Origin of the sequence: Enterococcus sp. 3C7_DIV0644 (assembly GCF_002141235.1) — a bacterium.
Lineage (GTDB): Bacteria > Bacillota > Bacilli > Lactobacillales > Enterococcaceae > Enterococcus_D > Enterococcus_D entomosocium.
The window spans coordinates 2,646,344-2,662,166 of record NZ_NGLK01000001.1 but is presented as its reverse complement, the minus strand read 5'-3'; the positions used below and the strand labels follow the sequence as shown (position 1 = coordinate 2,662,166).

Here is a 15,823-nt window from a genome sequence, read left to right as displayed (position 1 = left end):
CTCTCATACGGCAAACCTACTTTGCCGTTCAGAATCGTTGGTTCGGCTAACTGATTACCTTCTGTATCTTCGTATTTTACCGTCACTGGTGCAGCATCACTGCGTTTGTATACATAAACGACTTCTTGCGAGGTATCACTGAAAGTACCTGTTTTATCCCCTTGGATTTCTTTCAATGTATAGCCAGCAATCGGCTCTTCTTGTGTCGTATACGGTTCACCAACAACCCCTGATAAAGTGACGTCTGGTAACAATGTCTTTTTATTTTCATCAACATACTTGACGGTCACATCTTCTGCAGTATTCACATACTTCACAGGTAGTTGATAATTCACTAAATATTGAATGGTACCTGTACTAGCAGCTCTCTCGGTGGATAAACGATTAGGAACAAGAGAAGTGATTGATAAATAATCAACATTGGCGGGAATATTTTTAAATTGAATCCCTTCTTCAGTAAGTTCAAACCCATCATTTTCATATAAGGGAAAGATATAGCCATTTTTATCTATCCCCCGAATCGAATAAGAATACTTTTTGTTGGACAAAGAAGAGAGCAACGCATTTCCTTGGGTATCAACCATCATATGGTCTTTATAAAGAACATCAGATTGGCCGTCTTTTACTAACATTGACTCTAATAGTATTTTCTCCTGAGTCATAATAGATAGTTGGGAATTTTGATGGTGTTCTGCAGATAGCTCTAACTTAGAAAAATCCGTCATGCTACTTGCATAGACCGTCAGATAATCTGTAACCCACCCACTAAGATATTGACCAACCCCAATTAATTCTTGGGCTGTCAAATAGGCATCATAATTTCCTATGTGGATATTTGAAAAAGATCCTTTTGGAAGAATTTGTGCTAGTACATTAGGACGGGTAAACAAAGTTGCATTTTCCGCCATAGTGATTTTGGGAACATTCGCAGCAATAATAGACGTCGTATATAACGCTTGTAAGTTGCTAGCGTATTCTAAGCCAGTAAAATCGACTACTGTGTCTTTGACTAAAGAAGAAAAATCTAGCTGTTTTAGATTCGCCATATCTTCTTGAGTGATTGTATCAACTGTTTTGTTTAGCCCTTTCGCTACCTCATTTTGCAAATTCTTATCCGGCATCCAAGCGTCCAATGAAACGCTGCGATCAGAGAATGCCTCTTTCATTTCTGCTGACGATTCGGTTGCCAAGCTAGCTGTGTCTTCACTTGAATCAGGTAGTTTTTTTTCTGTACTTTCCGTCGAGCCATTTTTCTCATCATCATTAAACACTTCTTGCGATTCTGAGTTACTTGTGGTGTCCCCGTTGATTTCTTCTTCTATACGAGAAGAAGCGACTGTTTCAGTAGTCTCCTCCACTTTTTCTAATGTTCCTAGTGTCGTTATTTCCTTGTTTGATGGAATGGTTTCCTGTTCCTCAGCCATAACTTGTGTCAGAGGTGCCAACACAGGCTGACTTAACAAGATCGCCAATGACAAATAGCCCCAAAATTTCCTTTTCATAACATTCTCCTTTTATATTCGTTTAAATACGATACGCTTTCCTATCTTTCACCTATCTACAAACTTCGCATTCTGATGATGGTGATGACTTGTTAATTACAACTTTTAGACACAGGATGCTCCTGTTCATTTTGATAGTATTGCATGGTTCATCATTCTGAACACGTCAACATTTGTATCAGAAATGACCAAACTTGTCAGGTTTCAGCGAACAGGTTATTCAAGCAATCAGATCGTTCACTTAACCTGCTTCTTCATGCTCCAAGCTTGGACTCGGTCAGCGCTACAATCACTGATTTAAATTGTTATTTTTACACACATAAAAAGAGACACATAACATGCATCTCTTTAGGCGCCCCATTGTAAGTTCAGTCTATTATTGATTTTTACTAGTTATCCCGATACTCGATCGTCAATCCTTTTAAAAAGTTGCGGGCATATTTGTCTAAGCATGGCTTGTAATTGCGATGGCCTTCTTTGCGTAAAATGGCGCCCAGTTCACCTTTTGAAACCATAACTCCCGCTTGCTCGAAAATGTTCAGCATTTCATCCGTTGTTAGGGAAAGGGCGATTTTTATTTTCTTCAGCATCAAATTATTCACATTGCCATTGTTCAACTCTAAGACAGGTTCTGCAGCATCTGACTTTGTTCCTCGTTGCGAGCGAATCAAACCATTTAAGAAACGCTCAAAGGCTTCATTGGTACACTCAATCTCGTAGGTCTCAGGGTCTTTTTTCTTCAATAATTGTCTTACTTCTTCTTTCGTGAAAGAAGCGCCGCCAAGTTCAAAAATTTTCACCATGTCAGTATCTTTGATATCCAAAGCATAGCGTAAACGCGTCAAGCGATCATTGTGATTCATTCTATACACCATCCATTTCTTAGATTGATTATAACAAATAAACCTAGACGAGTAATCCCGTTTTCGCTTTTTTACTCTAAGAACCCATTGTTTTCGTTCAAATGTATATCGCTTCTCTCATTCTACTTCCTCCGCTATACTTGATTTAGGGAGTAAATTTATTCTAACAAAACAATAAACAAAAAAAAGCATCTATTACGATGATGTTTTGGATTGCTTTATTGTTTTTATTTTGTATACAAAAAGGAGAGGAAAGAAATGAAGAAGTATGGGAAATTTTTGGTAATGATTGGGGTATCGACGGTGATTATGTTTTGTATGATGTATTTCAATGTCTATGCCCTCGATCATATTTTTTTCAGCCAAACCCGCCTGTTTATGGCACTTATGATGGGCGCGATGATGGCGATCATCATGCTATTGTTTATGTGGAAGATGTATGACAACAAGAAAATGAATATCGGCATTCTAGTTGTCAGTGTTGCACTCTTTTTTAGTTCACTTTTTATGGTCAGAAGCCAAACTGCCGTGGGAGATACAGCCTGGATGAAAGCCATGATTCCCCATCATTCGATTGCGATTCTAACCAGTAAAAATGCCGATTTGTCTGATCCAAGAGTAAAAGAACTTGCAGAAAAAATCATCGACGCACAGGAAAAAGAAATCAAAGAAATGAAAGAATTGATCGAAGAGTTAGAAAACAAATAGCAATTTTATGTGCTCACTTAAAGAACCAGCAGATCAACTTTTTCCTCACGGATGAGAAGCCCTTCAAGCAATAGCTGAAGGGCTTCTTTTTTATCGTCAGCTACTTTCTTTCTACTGAAAAATCCTGACCGTTATTGCATCCGCTCTTGTTTGACTTTCTTATCCACAACATGACGCTTGGCAAGCTCTTGGCGAATAGCCGCTAAATCAATCCCCATTTCTGCCATTAAAACCAATGTATGATACGCCAAATCAGCAATCTCATAAACGGTTTCTTGACGGTCTTCCTTCATCGCCCCAATTACGACCTCGGTTGCTTCCTCGCCGATTTTTTTTAAGATTTTTTCACTGCCTTTTTCAAACAAGTAGCTGGTATAGCTGCCTTCTTGTGGCGTACCTTTACGACCTTTTATCAGCTCATACAACGCATCGATGGTTGGAGAGGATTTTGTACCATAAAGCACCTCTGTAAAGCAGCTTTCTGTGCCTGTATGGCAAGCAGGTCCGTCTTTTTTTACTTTGGCGACTAAGGCATCTTGATCGCAATCTGCGGTCAATGATACTAAATGCTGGTAATTGCCGCTAGTTTCTCCTTTGCGCCACAATTCTTGGCGACTGCGGGAATAAAAGGTCATCAATCGGTCCTTCAAGGTCAAGGTCAAACTTTCTTGGTTCATATAAGCCAAGGTCAAAACTTCATTCGTTTCCACATCTTGCACGATCACTGGAACCAATCCTTGTTTATCAAATCGTACTTGCACCATGTTATCCACTCCTTCTATTGCCTGTCAAAACGCCAACGCTATACGGTTCGTACGGGAATATCGACGGCCTGTAATTGTTTTTTTAGCTCTGGGATTTTTACCTCGCCATAGTGAAAAATCGAGGCTGCCAACCCTGCTTCAATATTTGGCAATTGAAACAGCTCGATAAAATCGGCACTTTTGCCAGCACCACCGGATGCGACGATCGGTAATTTGGTGATTTCGCTGACAGCTTTCAGCAAGTCGAGATCAAACCCCTGCTTCACGCCATCGGTATCCATGCTGTTGATGACTAGTTCACCAGCACCTAACTGCTCAGCTTGGTGAATCCACGCCAATGCTTCTAAGCCTGTATCTTCCCGTCCGCCTTTGGCAAACACATGCCAGTTCTCACCGACACGGCGAACATCAACGGATAAAACAACGCACTGGCTGCCATAGCGTTTCGCGCCTTCTGCGATCAGCTCTGGTCGGCGAAGCGCTCCCGAATTGACGCTGACTTTGTCGGCGCCACAGTTTAAGACTCGCTCAAAATCTGCTACTTGATTGATGCCGCCCCCCACCGTCAAAGGAATAAACACTTCTGACGCCACGCGCTGCAAAATGTCCGTGAATAAGCCGCGTTCTTCTGCAGAAGCAGTAATGTCATAAAAAACCAGCTCATCGGCGCCTTGTTCATTGTAAAAACGCGCCAAAGTCACCGGATCATTGACATCTTTTAAGCCAGCAAAGTTGACCCCTTTCACGACTCGCCCATCTCGCACATCAAGGCAAGGAATGATTCGTTTGGCGATCATGACCTTTCCTCCCCTGCTGCTAAGACATCGGCCAATTGGAGACTGCCGTTATATAAGGATTTCCCGACGATCACACCAGAGATTCCCAACTGTTTTAATCCTTTGATATCTGCCAATGAAGCCACGCCGCCAGAAGCCACGATGTCGCAATCCAATTGATTGAGTTTTTCGTATAAGGGCAGATTGATGCCTTCTCCTGTACCGTCACGGGAGATTTCGGTAAAGATGATCGTTTGCGCTCCCCATGCCACCAATTGTTGGCAAAAAGTAAACGCGTCTGTTGCCGTTTTCTCGAGCCAGCCTTCCACTGCCACTTTTTCTTCCTTGGCATCGACTCCAATGGCGATCTTATTGCCGTATTTCTTGAGCATCGCTTTTGTGAATACTGGGTCTTTCTGGGCAATCGTGCCGAGGATCACCCGATGAACACCTGCTGCCAAACAATGCTGGATCGTTTCTTCCTCACGAATCCCGCCGCCAACTTCGACAAACAGATTGGTCTGCTGGACGATGTTTTTTGCGATATCAAAGTAATGGAGTTTGCCGGCTTTGGCACCATCTAAGTCGACGAGGTGCAGATAGTTGGCACCCGCTTCTTCAAATGAACGAGCAAATACCACTGGATCATCCCCAAACACTTCTTTTTGCTCATAGTCTCCTTGGTACAAACGGACCACTTTTTGATCTAACAGATCGATTGCTGGAAAAATTTTCATAGCGGCACCTCCGTAAATGCTTTTAAAATCTTCAACCCGACTGCCCCGCTTTTTTCTGGGTGAAACTGAGTGCCGAAGACATTGTCTTTTTGCACGATACCGGGAATTGCTAGACCATAGTCACTGTCTGCCACGACATACTCTTGGCAATCAGTAGCAAAATAACTGTGGACATAGTAGACAAAGTCTTGTTCCCCTAGCCCGCTGACGAGGGGACTTTCTTTTCTGACAGTCAAACGATTCCAACCAATCTGCGGCACTTTCAGATTCAGTTTGGCTTCTTCAAAGGCGCATTGCATGGAAACGATCCGTCCTGGAATCAAACCGAGCCCCGCATGTGTGCCAAACTCCTCACTGCTATCAAACAACAGCTGCATCCCTAAACAAATGCCTAAAAAGGGTTTGCCAGCTGCTGCCAATTCTTGGATCGGTTCGATCAGCGACAACTCTGCTAACTTTTGGCGGGCATCGCCAAAAGCGCCTACGCCGGGTAAAAGAATGCGGTCGGCAGCTTTTAATTCTGCTAGTGAACGCGTGATTCGGCACTCAACACCCAAGAAGTCCAGCGAACGAGACAAGCTGAACAAATTGCCGACCCCATAGTCGATGATTGCTAACATAATACGCCCCTTTCCTTATCTCATCCCTCTGTGTGGAAGATACGTAATCATTTTCCCCCTCATGAATCACTGAATCGTCCCTTTGGTTGAAGGGATCTCATCTGGGGCTGCTTGATTGATCGCCACCGCTTCACCTAAAGCACGCCCAAACCCTTTAAAGCAAGCTTCCACAATGTGGTGGCTGTTTTTGCCAGCGATTTGATGGAGATGAATCGTAGCACCTAATTCACGGGCAAAAGCAATGAAGAATTCTTCAACCAACTCCGTATCAAACTGCTGCCCGATTTTTTCACTCGGTATCGCCAACTCTACGACTGCCATGCCGCGACCGCTAATATCGATCGCTGTCATAACTAAGGCTTCGTCCATCGGCAGCAGCATACTACCATAGCGTTTGATGCCTCGTCGCTCCCCAAGACTTTCTGAAAACGCTCGGCCAATGGCGATGGCAACGTCTTCTGTTGTGTGATGGGCATCCACTTCTGTATCGCCATCACAAACCAACGTCAAATCAAAGCGACCGTGGCGGACAAATAATTCCAGCATGTGGTCTAAAAAACCCACACCAGTCTTGATTGATTGCTGACCAGTACCATCGATCGTCAACTGCAGGTGGATCTTGGTTTCCGTCGTATTGCGGGTAACTTCTGCTTTTCTCATTCCTTCACCTCTTCTATGATCGTTGTTAGCACCGTCATCAGTCGTTCCATCTGGGCCTTCGTTCCTACCGTAATTCGTAAATACTCTTTGATGCGGGGCTGATTGAACCAGCGGACGAAGATTTTCTGCTCTTTCAGTGCCTGATACAACTCTTCACCGGCAATCGCAGGGTGCCTTGCAAACAAAAAATTCCCTTGGCTGTCGGTCTGCTCAAAGCCGAATTTCGCTAGGGCTTGCTTGCTCCACTCACGCACGTGGATTGTGGCTTGGATTTTCTCATCGACATACGCTTGTTCCTGCAAAACGGCTGCACCAGCGGATTGGGTCAAACTATTGACATTGTACGGATTCAAGCTAAATTTCAACCGATTCAAGTCTTGGATCAGTCCTTCATTGGCAACCGCAAAGCCTAAGCGTGCTCCTGCCAGCTGCCGAGATTTCGAAAACGTCCCCACAACCAAGAGATTTGGGTATTGATCGATCAAAGAAACCATTGAAGAGCCGCCAAAATCGATATAGGCCTCATCGACTATCACTAAGCGATCGGGATGCCGTTTTAGAAAGGCACAGATTTCGCTTTGTTCTTGATAAACCCCAGTCGGGGCATTGGGATTGGCAAAAATGACGGTCCCTTTGAGTGAATCGTAGTCCGTTAACGCGATCGAGAAATCTTCTTGCAGCGGAACAACGGTGGCAGCGACTTGGTACAAGGCACTATACACTTGATAAAACCCGTAGGTCACATCGGGAAAGGCGATGCCGTTTTCCGTGAAGCCTTGAAAGAGGTAGGACAAGACTTCGTCACTGCCATTACCGAGAAACAGTTGGGCTGGTGTAACGCCAAGATAGGCAGCCAGAGGGTTTGTCACCACTTCAGCAGCAATATCCGAGTAACGATTCAGCTTTTGGGCGGCATCAGCAACCGCTGCTTGAACACTTGGCGCTGGCGGATAAGGACTTTCATTGGTGTTCAGTTTAATAATGACTTGCTCATCTACTTGTTCCCCCGGTGTATAAGGAGTCAGCTTGTGATACTTTTGATGTAAAAAGGTCATTTTTCTCCCTCTCTTCGTACATTGATCGAACGGGCATGGCCGATCAAGTCTTCGGTTTCCGCGAACAACGCTACAGCTGGACCAGCTGCTTTCATGGCTGCCTCTGGGTAATACAAATAACTGCTTTTCTTAATAAAATCATCCACTGATAACGGCGAATAGAAACGAGCCGTCCCTTCTGTCGGTAGGGTATGGTTTGGTCCAGCAAAATAATCTCCCAGTACTTCCGGTGTATGGTGACCTAAAAAGACGCTACCCGCATTTTCTACTTGTCCCAATAATGCAAAAGGATCAGCCACCGCTAATTCAAGGTGTTCTGGAGCAATTTGATTGGCAATGGTAAGTGCTTCGGTCAAATCTTTGACCAGAATCAGCTTTCCGCTAGATTCAAGCGCCGCAGCAGCAATGTCTTTACGGGGCAGTTGCTTCAGCTGCAAGTCAAGCTCGGCTTGTACTTCTTCAATCAAAACTGCTTCTGTTGTGACTAAGATGGCTTGCGCTAAGGGATCATGCTCGGCTTGTGCCAAAAGATCCGCCGCCAGCCAGCGAGGATTTGCGCTGGCATCAGCGAGGATCAGCACATCGCTGGGCCCTGCGATCATATCGATATCAACTTCGCCGTACACCATTTTTTTCGCTGTGGCGACATAAATATTTCCCGGTCCGACGATTTTGTCGACTTTGGGAATAGTTTCTGTTCCATAAGCCAATGCCGCTACGCCATGAGCACCACCGACTTTGTAGATTTCATCCACTCCGGCAACGGAAGCTGCCGCTAAAATAGCAGCCGGAACTTTTCCCTGACTGTCCGTCGGTGTGATCATAACGATTTTTTTGACCCCGGCGATTTTTGCCGGCAGGACATCCATCAAAACCGTACTTGGATAAGCTGCTGTGCCGCCAGGAACATAGACCCCGACTTTTGCTAATGGTAAGACCCGCTGTCCCATCACAACGCCATTTTCCTTCGTTAAGACAAAGCCTTGCTGGACTTGTTTTTGATGAAATGCCAAAATGTTTTCTTTCGCCTGTTCCATCACATTAAGCAGCTCGGGTGAGACGGCATGGACAGCCGCGTCTATCTCCCCTGGACTGACGGTTAAGGAAGACAAGGTCACTTGATCGATTTCCTCAATTAATTGAAACAACCCCTGATCTCCTTGCTGCTGAACACGGGCAATGATTTGGGCGACAATGGTTGAAACATCTTTCGTTTCCGACTGTTTCCTTGCCACAATCGTTTCGATCGTATCTTTTTGGGTCGAAAAAATTCTCATAATTGCTCCCTCACCTTCTCAATCACTGTTTGAATGCGTTCTTGCTTGAAACGCCACGTGGCGTGGTTGATCACTAAGCGCGCTGAAGACGGCGCGATGTCTTGGATCACTTCTAAATCATTTTCTTTTAGTGTCGTCCCCGTTTCGACGATGTCAACGATCACATCGGAGAGACCTAATAAAGGGGCCAATTCAATCGATCCATGCAGTTGGATCAATTCCACTGAGCGACCTAAACCTTGATAAAACTGGCGGGTGATCTGCGGATATTTTGTAGAGACCCGCAGCGGTCGGGAGAAATCTTCCTCGAAATCCTTACGCGCCGCTACGGCCAAACGGCAGACCCCCATATGCAAATCAAGAAATTCGATGACTTCCGCCTTGCTTTCCATTAAAATATCTTTGCCTACGACACCGATATCCGCCACTCCGTGCTCCACATAGATTGCTACATCGCTAGGCTTGACTAAGAAAAAGCGCAGCTTGTTTTCTTCATCACAAAAAATTAGTTGGCGATTGTCTTTGAAGACGCCTTGCGCAGCGACTCCGGCTTTCGTGAACAAATCATATACGGCATCCCCCATGCGGCCTTTTGGCAGCGCAATGTTCAAATAGGCTGAACTTTCGTTGTCAGTCGGCAACTTTTGCCCCACATGATTGAGCTTCATGCCAAATCCGATCGCTCCTTGCGCTTTGCCTTGCCGACTCATCAAGCGATCATAACGGCCGCCATATAAAATTGTCTCTCTTGCTTCTTCGATAAATCCTTGAAACAGCAAACCACTGTAATAATCGGCATCATTTAAAATCGAAAAATCTAACCTTATTCGAATGGAGGATGACAGTTGTTCTTTTTGCAATGCTTGATACAGTTGGTTCAGTTCTGCTAAACCAGCTTGAGCTTGGGGATATTCTGCCAGCAGTTCTTTGGCTTTTTGATACTTGGTTTCAAAATCACCTGACAAACGTACCAGTTTCGCTAATTTTTCAGCTTCTGTTGCTGACAAGCCAGCTTTTTCAGTCAGTGCATCCATGCCATGAGAACTCTTGTCCCGCAGGCAGTGCAATACCTTTTGTCGATCCGCTTCGGGGAAGCGTTGGCAGATGCCATCCAAAATCCCCATATGGGACAGATCCAAGGTCCCTTTTCCCACCTGAGCCAAACTTTCCCACGCCAGTTTTACAACCTCCAGTTGATCTTCCCACGTGATTTGGTCAATGAGCTCCAAACCGATTTGATCGATTTTTTGGTATTCCCCAGCTTGACGATCCTGTCGATAGACATCTTCCACATAATACACTCTACGCGCCTCTCCAGACGGTGTATTTTTGGCAATCGACAAGGTAACATCGGGTTTTAGAGCCATCGTCCTGCCATCCGTGCCTGTAAACGTGATGATGGAAGAACCACGCAAAAACTGATCATTTTGCTGATAGTTGCGATACTCTTCAAAGTTGTTCGAGTGATAAGGTGAAAAATGATGCTGCGTATACAATTTTCTTAATTTCAGTTCGACTTGTTCGGCTGGTTTCAATACATTCCATAACTCTTCCACACTTATCACTCCTATTTCATGCCACTGATCCGGCTTTCTCACTGTTAAAGGCTCGCTTTATCATCGATTCACCATCAGTTTTTCTAATAATACTAATGGTTTTGCCATAAATAAGCAATGGTATTTTTCGAAATATTCTGGAATTTTAGTCGATTTCAAGAGAACATAGCGATGTCGTTTCTTTGTTGACGATTATTCCATCGAAACTGGAAGTCAGTTTTCCTTTCTTAATGAAGTAACTTAGTACTTGTGCATCCTCCATCACTTAGTTGCACAACCATAAAAAAGTCCGAAATATACGACCATCTTGTTTCAGAAACTCGTTATCGATTACTCTATCCTTTGTACCGTACAAAGAATTGGCGCAAATGAAGCGATGATATGACAATCACCCAAAACGTTCATTGTTGTACTTATCGCTTATATTGCGGCACAAAAAGCACACTCAGAAGAATCAGAGAAAACAGCTAAATAGTACATGCTCTATAGCTTAATAAGGAGAGAAAAGTAAATGAACAAACTTATAGGAAAACAAATCTCATGGAACAACGCTTTACTAGGAACAGTCCTCGCAGGTATCGGTTTGGTCGGTCTTTTGTATGCCCCTGCCATCGTCAGCATCTTCTCATTATCGATTGCCAGCTATTTGGCATTACGGCTGGTTTACGGTAATGAGGCAGTCAAGCAGCTCTTTGGAAAACCCATCGCGCCAGTGAAGACGATCAGCAAGTATGTTCTTTTAAACATCCTGATCAGCTTCCTCGTTTCTCTCGTTTTGCAATATGGACTAAAATGGGATCTTCACGGAAATCCAGTGAACGAAGGCTTTCAATGGTTGACTCTGCTAGTTATTCCAATCATGTTACTTGGAGAAGAACTCTTTTCTATCTTCTTTTTAGCGATCTTTTCTAGTAAATGTACCTTGCCAATTGCCAGCATCCTTTCCGCGATCATCTTTGGCTTGGTTCATTACAGCACTTATGACAACGGCAATGTTTTCCATACCTTGATCCATATTCTTTTCATTCAAGGAGTGGCGCGCTTGCTATTTAACCAAGCTGCTATCAAGAGCAACTCGATCCTGACTAGTTGGGGCACACATGTCTTGTTCGACCTGTTTGCTATTTTAGTGGCTTATCTGACTGCTTGAGAAGAAAGAAAAAGACTGATTCAATTGGAATCAGTCTTTTTTGATACAACAAATAGTTACTTGTGTGCCCCTCCTTGAAAGGACGCATTGATCGCTTTTGTGCCTTTCACAAGGTTGGGTGTTTGTTCTATTCGCTGCGTTTCATAAGAAAATGGTCTTACTTTTTAAAGGTACCCTCTTTTACTTTCTCACAAATTTCTGCCTCACTGTACACCTTCATCAGCCGTTTGACTTCGCCTTCGATGTTGAAGCGCAAGGCTTCTGTCGCCTTCAGATTTTTCAATGCTTGTTCAAGATAACAAAAAAAGGTTGTTTCCTTCATTCAACTCAGCCTCCTTGTCAATCGTTGGTTTTACCGATCAGTTTACCAACATCGCTCAACTCCTGATCAATTCCTCCAGGAAACAAAAGGATTGTGCAGACATCTGCTTCTTAGTAGTTACACGAGGCCGTGCTTTTGGAGCGCTTGCGCAATCCCGCCGTCTTCTGGTCGAGCCGTCACCTCGTCAGCTACTGCCAATAGCTGTTCACAGGCATTGCCCATTGCAATTCCCGTCGCAACAGCTTCAAACATTTCGACATCATTATGGCCGTCACCAAACGCCAAGGTATCTTTGTTATCGATCCCTAAATGGTTCAAGAGAAAATCGATGGCTGTTTTCTTGTGGATATTCTTGATGCCGATCTCGCCGCTATCTTTGCCAAAAACAGGTACCGTACTGCGAATCATTTGGAATTGTTCGTGGTATTGGTCATGGACCCGTTCATAAGGAATGGAATGATTGATAAAGGAAACTTTGTTCACGTCATCGTAATCGATTTTCGCTTCGTCCTCAATCAGTAAATCAAGGAACCACTGAATAGTTTGAACGCGTTGTTTTCCTGCTTTACTTTCAACAGACTCACCTGCTAAGACGATCTCCAGCAAACGATTTCTTAGATTGGTACTTGCAAATAAACCTTGGTTCGATTCCAAGTAATACTCGATTTGGTTTTCTTTTAAGAAATCAATCAATCTTAATAAAGCTTCTTTTTCAAAAACTTTGTGCAAAATCACCTCATTATGCACCTCACAATAACCGCCGCCGGCACCAATCATCCCACTTAGGGGCAGTGCCAACACGTCTTCTGTAATTTCGGCCTTTGAACGACCGGTACATAAGAAAAATTCATGGCCTTTCTTATGCGCCGCTGTGATCGCTTGGCGTGCACTTTCTGGTACATTTCCAGCATCATCACATAATGTTCCATCTACATCTAAAAAGACAATTTTTTTCGTCAAATCATTCCCTCTTTTCTCACTCAATCAATAAAGCGCTCACATGAACGTACTTGCCGAACACAAGGTGTCAAGATCAGCTCCTTAGAATTAGTATAACAAATCACAAGGGAAGTGCGCTAGACTATTTTACTAGATCATAAGATGGGATTCTGTTATTATGATCGCTCTTTCTATTCCTCTACTCCCGTGTTCATCGCGTTATTGCTCCATGTGTTCTTTCTTGAGATGGTTGAATTATCCTAAAATATGCTTACTCCTCACTTAAATAAATTAAACTCCATTTTGGTACTTGATTGTTTTTTTGACCTGTAAGCTCGCGATAATAAGATTTTTTATCATTTTTGATCATACAAATAATTTCATGCTCATCCATACAAAACTCTTTGCATAGGTTTGTTCTACTATTTTCAAAAAGTTCCAGTAAAATTTGAATCTGCGCATCTATTGCTAGAAGTGCTTTGAGCTGAACAAATAAACTCTTTGATTGATCATAGTAAATGTGCTCAAATTCATCACAGAGTTCTTGATAATAATGAAAGATTTTTGGGTAATCAGTCAATACCCCTACACTTAGCAACACTTCTTTTGAATAACACAAATAGTCTTTCGGTTCCTTGATATTTTCTGATATCATATCCTTACTCCTTTACATCTATGTTTTTTTGGTGAAAGTAGCGCTATCCCTTCTGCTCGCTTTGATTTTCTTCCGATAGGTTTTTTAATTGAAGCTTAGCTGTCCAAAAACCACTAAAAATGATTGGGTCTTTAGCTCTTACCAATGCAGACACATTAAGAAAATCAGTTACGCCTATTATAGTTTCCCTTTCAGATTCTCTTATAATTACTTTTTATTAAATAAAAGAAATAAGAGTGAAAAAGAGGCGGCCCCGTTCCCTTCTGCTAAAAAGTAGTGCCCGAATGCAACTAGATCGTCTCTAATGACAAGAAAATGACTATAATATCCATAAAAATCAACAGATAGCTAAAATTGTTGCTTCATGTAAATAGACGCCCCATATCCATACCAACAAAAAAACCAATAATCGAATCTATCGATCATTGGTCGAAACCTCAAATATACTGCTGGAAGAAGACGTTCAGTCCATTCTATTTTTCACGCTACAGATCAAAAATAGAAATGATTTTTAAACTGTATCAGTAAAAATAGATCAAGCATAGATATAATCTAAAATATCCTGCGGCGCTTCTGCCAAAGCATCTGGTTTGTCAGCGGAAAGTTTTTTCGCATCGTGGCTGCCCCAGGTAACAGCGATGGTTTTGACACCGGCTGCTTTGCCCATCTGGATATCAAAAATAGCATCTCCTACCATGATCGTCCTTGTCGGATCAAACTGATACTGAGTTACTACTTTATTGATTCCTTCTGGATGAGGCTTGTAGTGGGACACCGCATCTGAGCCGATGATTTCTTCAAAGAACGCCACCAGGTTCTGAGCAGCCAAATTTCGTTTGACGACCGCTGTCTTCTTACTTGAAACCACGAAACAAGGAACCTTTCGTTTCATTAAGATTTCTAGGACATGGGGAATTTCAGGAAATACGTTCAAGGTACTTTCCTCGTATGTTTGATAATAGGTACGAAAAACCCGAATCAGTTCCGTTGCTGTTTCTTGATCCAATGGCTGTTCTGACATTTTAAAAAACGATTCTTCGATCGGTATCCCCATGTAATGTTCAATGACTACCTCACTCGGTACTTTGAGTCCCATCTCTGTAAAAGCTGCTTTTGTCGCCTTGATGCTGCATTCTCTCGAATCTAATAGGGTTCCGTCTAAATCAAATATCACACACTCAATCTTCTTCACGACATTTCCTCCTCTGAAAGATACTACAGCACGTTTCTCCAAAGTGCTTTTTAAATCCTGTAGTATTCCTTTTCATTACTGATTATCTCTATTTTAACACTAAAAAAAAGCATTATCATAATTTTCGATACCATCATTTATTTAATACTAATATTTTTATATAAAAAACGACTCAATTTGAAAACAGAGTCGTTTCTACCTGAAAAGCAGTCGAAGCTACAAAGAGGTCTATTCGTGAGAAATAAGGCTTCGATGCTCTTTTGATCACACAATTTTCTTTTTATTGTAAGATATAGCCTTTGCCCCAAGCGGTACGAACCCGTTTTTCAGTGTAGTCGTATTCATCTAATTTTTCATTGATTCGTTTCGCTAATATTGACAACTGAGATTTTCTCGAGTTTGTTCCACCATTTCCCCAAATTTTCCAACACAGGTCTTCTCGGTTAATAAATTGCTCTTCTCCTAAATTGTTAAAAAAGATCTGTTCTTGCAGACTAAGAAATTTAGGAAAGGATTCTTTCGTGACGGATGCTTTTTCTAACTTACGACTAATTGGTGGTAGTGCAGCCAAAAATTCTCTCAGCTCGACAAAAGAGCGATTCAGGTACGTGGCATTTTCAGCTTTTTCCATCCTACCTTCTTGTTCAATATTCCCTGGCAAGATACGGACGATTCGTTTTTGATAATAAGGAGCCAACGCCTGATTGATCAATAAAAATTCTGGATCTGCAATCGTTTCACTGACAAATAAGCAGTCAAATAATTTGGCGCTTTCTATCAACCATTCCGCCTCTTCTGTATTTTTCCCTACGAACACTTCATGACTCAAAATCTGTAACTCCCGCTGCAAATCAATCTCATATGATATATTTTTCGTCAGTATAATAATTCTCATGACACATCCTGCTTTCTTTCCCTTTTATTCAGAAATCATCTACTGAATCCTTTCCGACTCATTTCTGAATGCTTTATGTTGACATTATTACTTATTTTTATCAGTTTGAGGTGTCATTTTTTGTTCATAAATGATAGTCTACTGTCATGTTT

The 15,823-nt window shown here is 42.6% G+C and carries 17 protein-coding genes; 2 read left to right on the top strand and 15 right to left on the bottom strand.

The window, feature by feature from the left end; translation table 11 throughout:
- Together A5877_RS12580 and A5877_RS12575 are read right to left on the bottom strand one after the other, a co-directional pair.
- Window positions 1-1,502, bottom strand: a 1,502-nt coding sequence (locus tag A5877_RS12580; RefSeq protein ID WP_176273468.1) for a MucBP domain-containing protein, incomplete at its 3' end; no start/stop codon positions are given.
- A 389-nt stretch (window positions 1,503-1,891) separates the two neighbouring features.
- On the bottom strand, window positions 1,892-2,365 hold the full coding sequence (locus tag A5877_RS12575; RefSeq protein ID WP_086316938.1) for a DUF1456 family protein: 474 nt from the start codon (window positions 2,363-2,365) through the stop codon (window positions 1,892-1,894).
- A gap of 258 nt (window positions 2,366-2,623) precedes the next feature.
- On the opposite strand from A5877_RS12575, the gene A5877_RS12570 reads away from it, so the two are divergent.
- Window positions 2,624-3,073 carry a DUF305 domain-containing protein gene (locus A5877_RS12570; RefSeq protein ID WP_005237438.1) on the top strand — a complete coding sequence of 150 codons (450 nt, stop codon included), beginning with the start codon at window positions 2,624-2,626 and terminating at the stop codon, window positions 3,071-3,073.
- 131 nt (window positions 3,074-3,204) lie between these two features.
- Here the strand turns inward: A5877_RS12570 and hisIE are convergent, their stop codons facing one another.
- The 8 genes from hisIE to hisG form a co-directional block, all read right to left on the bottom strand.
- Window positions 3,205-3,837: a bifunctional phosphoribosyl-AMP cyclohydrolase/phosphoribosyl-ATP diphosphatase HisIE gene (gene hisIE, locus A5877_RS12565; RefSeq protein ID WP_086316937.1), complete on the bottom strand. Its 633-nt coding sequence runs from the start codon at window positions 3,835-3,837 to the stop codon at window positions 3,205-3,207.
- Between the two features lie 38 nt (window positions 3,838-3,875).
- On the bottom strand, window positions 3,876-4,634 hold the full coding sequence (hisF, locus tag A5877_RS12560; RefSeq protein ID WP_086316936.1) for an imidazole glycerol phosphate synthase subunit HisF: 759 nt from the start codon (window positions 4,632-4,634) through the stop codon (window positions 3,876-3,878).
- On the bottom strand, window positions 4,631-5,350 hold the full coding sequence (gene hisA, locus A5877_RS12555) for a 1-(5-phosphoribosyl)-5-[(5-phosphoribosylamino)methylideneamino]imidazole-4-carboxamide isomerase (protein WP_086316935.1): 720 nt from the start codon (window positions 5,348-5,350) through the stop codon (window positions 4,631-4,633). The genes hisF and hisA overlap by 4 nt, the downstream gene beginning before the upstream one ends.
- Window positions 5,347-5,970: an imidazole glycerol phosphate synthase subunit HisH gene (hisH, locus tag A5877_RS12550; protein ID WP_086316934.1), complete on the bottom strand. Its 624-nt coding sequence runs from the start codon at window positions 5,968-5,970 to the stop codon at window positions 5,347-5,349. Before hisH ends, hisA begins: the two co-directional genes overlap by 4 nt.
- 66 nt (window positions 5,971-6,036) lie before the next feature.
- On the bottom strand, window positions 6,037-6,630 hold the full coding sequence (gene hisB, locus A5877_RS12545; RefSeq protein ID WP_005225202.1) for an imidazoleglycerol-phosphate dehydratase HisB: 594 nt from the start codon (window positions 6,628-6,630) through the stop codon (window positions 6,037-6,039).
- Window positions 6,627-7,685, bottom strand: a complete 1,059-nt coding sequence (gene hisC, locus A5877_RS12540; RefSeq protein WP_086316933.1) for a histidinol-phosphate transaminase — start codon at window positions 7,683-7,685, stop codon at window positions 6,627-6,629. Before hisC ends, hisB begins: the two co-directional genes overlap by 4 nt.
- Complete coding sequence (gene hisD / locus A5877_RS12535; protein ID WP_086316932.1) at window positions 7,682-8,962, bottom strand: histidinol dehydrogenase; 1,281 nt, start codon at window positions 8,960-8,962, stop codon at window positions 7,682-7,684. The genes hisC and hisD overlap by 4 nt, the downstream gene beginning before the upstream one ends.
- Entirely contained in the window at window positions 8,959-10,518 is a 1,560-nt protein-coding gene (hisG, locus tag A5877_RS12530) for an ATP phosphoribosyltransferase (RefSeq protein ID WP_086299159.1), read from the bottom strand. Before hisG ends, hisD begins: the two co-directional genes overlap by 4 nt.
- 511 nt (window positions 10,519-11,029) lie before the next feature.
- Here hisG and A5877_RS12525 point away from each other — a divergent pair.
- The gene (locus tag A5877_RS12525) at window positions 11,030-11,668 is read left to right on the top strand and encodes a CPBP family glutamic-type intramembrane protease (RefSeq protein ID WP_016611971.1); all 639 of its coding nucleotides are present in this window, start codon (window positions 11,030-11,032) and stop codon (window positions 11,666-11,668) included.
- A 157-nt stretch (window positions 11,669-11,825) separates the two neighbouring features.
- Here A5877_RS12525 and A5877_RS17210 read toward each other — a convergent pair whose 3' ends face one another.
- From A5877_RS17210 to A5877_RS12505, 5 genes are all read right to left on the bottom strand, one after another.
- On the bottom strand, window positions 11,826-11,990 hold the full coding sequence (locus A5877_RS17210) for a hypothetical protein (RefSeq protein WP_008377119.1): 165 nt from the start codon (window positions 11,988-11,990) through the stop codon (window positions 11,826-11,828).
- A gap of 117 nt (window positions 11,991-12,107) precedes the next feature.
- A complete protein-coding gene (locus tag A5877_RS12520; RefSeq protein WP_086299158.1) occupies window positions 12,108-12,950 on the bottom strand; it encodes a Cof-type HAD-IIB family hydrolase in 843 nt (280 codons plus the stop codon).
- 250 nt (window positions 12,951-13,200) lie between these two features.
- On the bottom strand, window positions 13,201-13,584 hold the full coding sequence (locus A5877_RS12515; protein WP_016611968.1) for a hypothetical protein: 384 nt from the start codon (window positions 13,582-13,584) through the stop codon (window positions 13,201-13,203).
- A 535-nt stretch (window positions 13,585-14,119) separates the two neighbouring features.
- A complete protein-coding gene (locus tag A5877_RS12510) occupies window positions 14,120-14,776 on the bottom strand; it encodes an HAD family hydrolase (protein ID WP_176273466.1) in 657 nt (218 codons plus the stop codon).
- Between the two features lie 280 nt (window positions 14,777-15,056).
- Window positions 15,057-15,671: a hypothetical protein gene (locus A5877_RS12505; RefSeq protein WP_005237455.1), complete on the bottom strand. Its 615-nt coding sequence runs from the start codon at window positions 15,669-15,671 to the stop codon at window positions 15,057-15,059.
- Window positions 15,672-15,823 lie beyond the last annotated feature (152 nt).

Excerpts from the sequence above, each read along its gene's own strand:
- A5877_RS12575 (WP_086316938.1), bottom strand. The coding sequence starts at position 2,365 with ATGAATCACAATGATCGCTTGACGCGTTTACGCTATGCTTTGGATATC.
- A5877_RS12570 (WP_005237438.1), top strand. The coding sequence starts at position 2,624 with ATGAAGAAGTATGGGAAATTTTTGGTAATGATTGGGGTATCGACGGTG.
- hisIE (WP_086316937.1), bottom strand. The coding sequence starts at position 3,837 with ATGGTGCAAGTACGATTTGATAAACAAGGATTGGTTCCAGTGATCGTG.
- hisF (WP_086316936.1), bottom strand. The coding sequence starts at position 4,634 with ATGATCGCCAAACGAATCATTCCTTGCCTTGATGTGCGAGATGGGCGA.
- hisA (WP_086316935.1), bottom strand. The coding sequence starts at position 5,350 with ATGAAAATTTTTCCAGCAATCGATCTGTTAGATCAAAAAGTGGTCCGT.
- hisH (WP_086316934.1), bottom strand. The coding sequence starts at position 5,970 with ATGTTAGCAATCATCGACTATGGGGTCGGCAATTTGTTCAGCTTGTCT.
- hisB (WP_005225202.1), bottom strand. The coding sequence starts at position 6,630 with ATGAGAAAAGCAGAAGTTACCCGCAATACGACGGAAACCAAGATCCAC.
- hisC (WP_086316933.1), bottom strand. The coding sequence starts at position 7,685 with ATGACCTTTTTACATCAAAAGTATCACAAGCTGACTCCTTATACACCG.
- hisD (WP_086316932.1), bottom strand. The coding sequence starts at position 8,962 with ATGAGAATTTTTTCGACCCAAAAAGATACGATCGAAACGATTGTGGCA.
- A5877_RS12525 (WP_016611971.1), top strand. The coding sequence starts at position 11,030 with ATGAACAAACTTATAGGAAAACAAATCTCATGGAACAACGCTTTACTA.
- A5877_RS17210 (WP_008377119.1), bottom strand. The coding sequence starts at position 11,990 with ATGAAGGAAACAACCTTTTTTTGTTATCTTGAACAAGCATTGAAAAAT.
- A5877_RS12515 (WP_016611968.1), bottom strand. The coding sequence starts at position 13,584 with ATGATATCAGAAAATATCAAGGAACCGAAAGACTATTTGTGTTATTCA.
- A5877_RS12505 (WP_005237455.1), bottom strand. The coding sequence starts at position 15,671 with ATGAGAATTATTATACTGACGAAAAATATATCATATGAGATTGATTTG.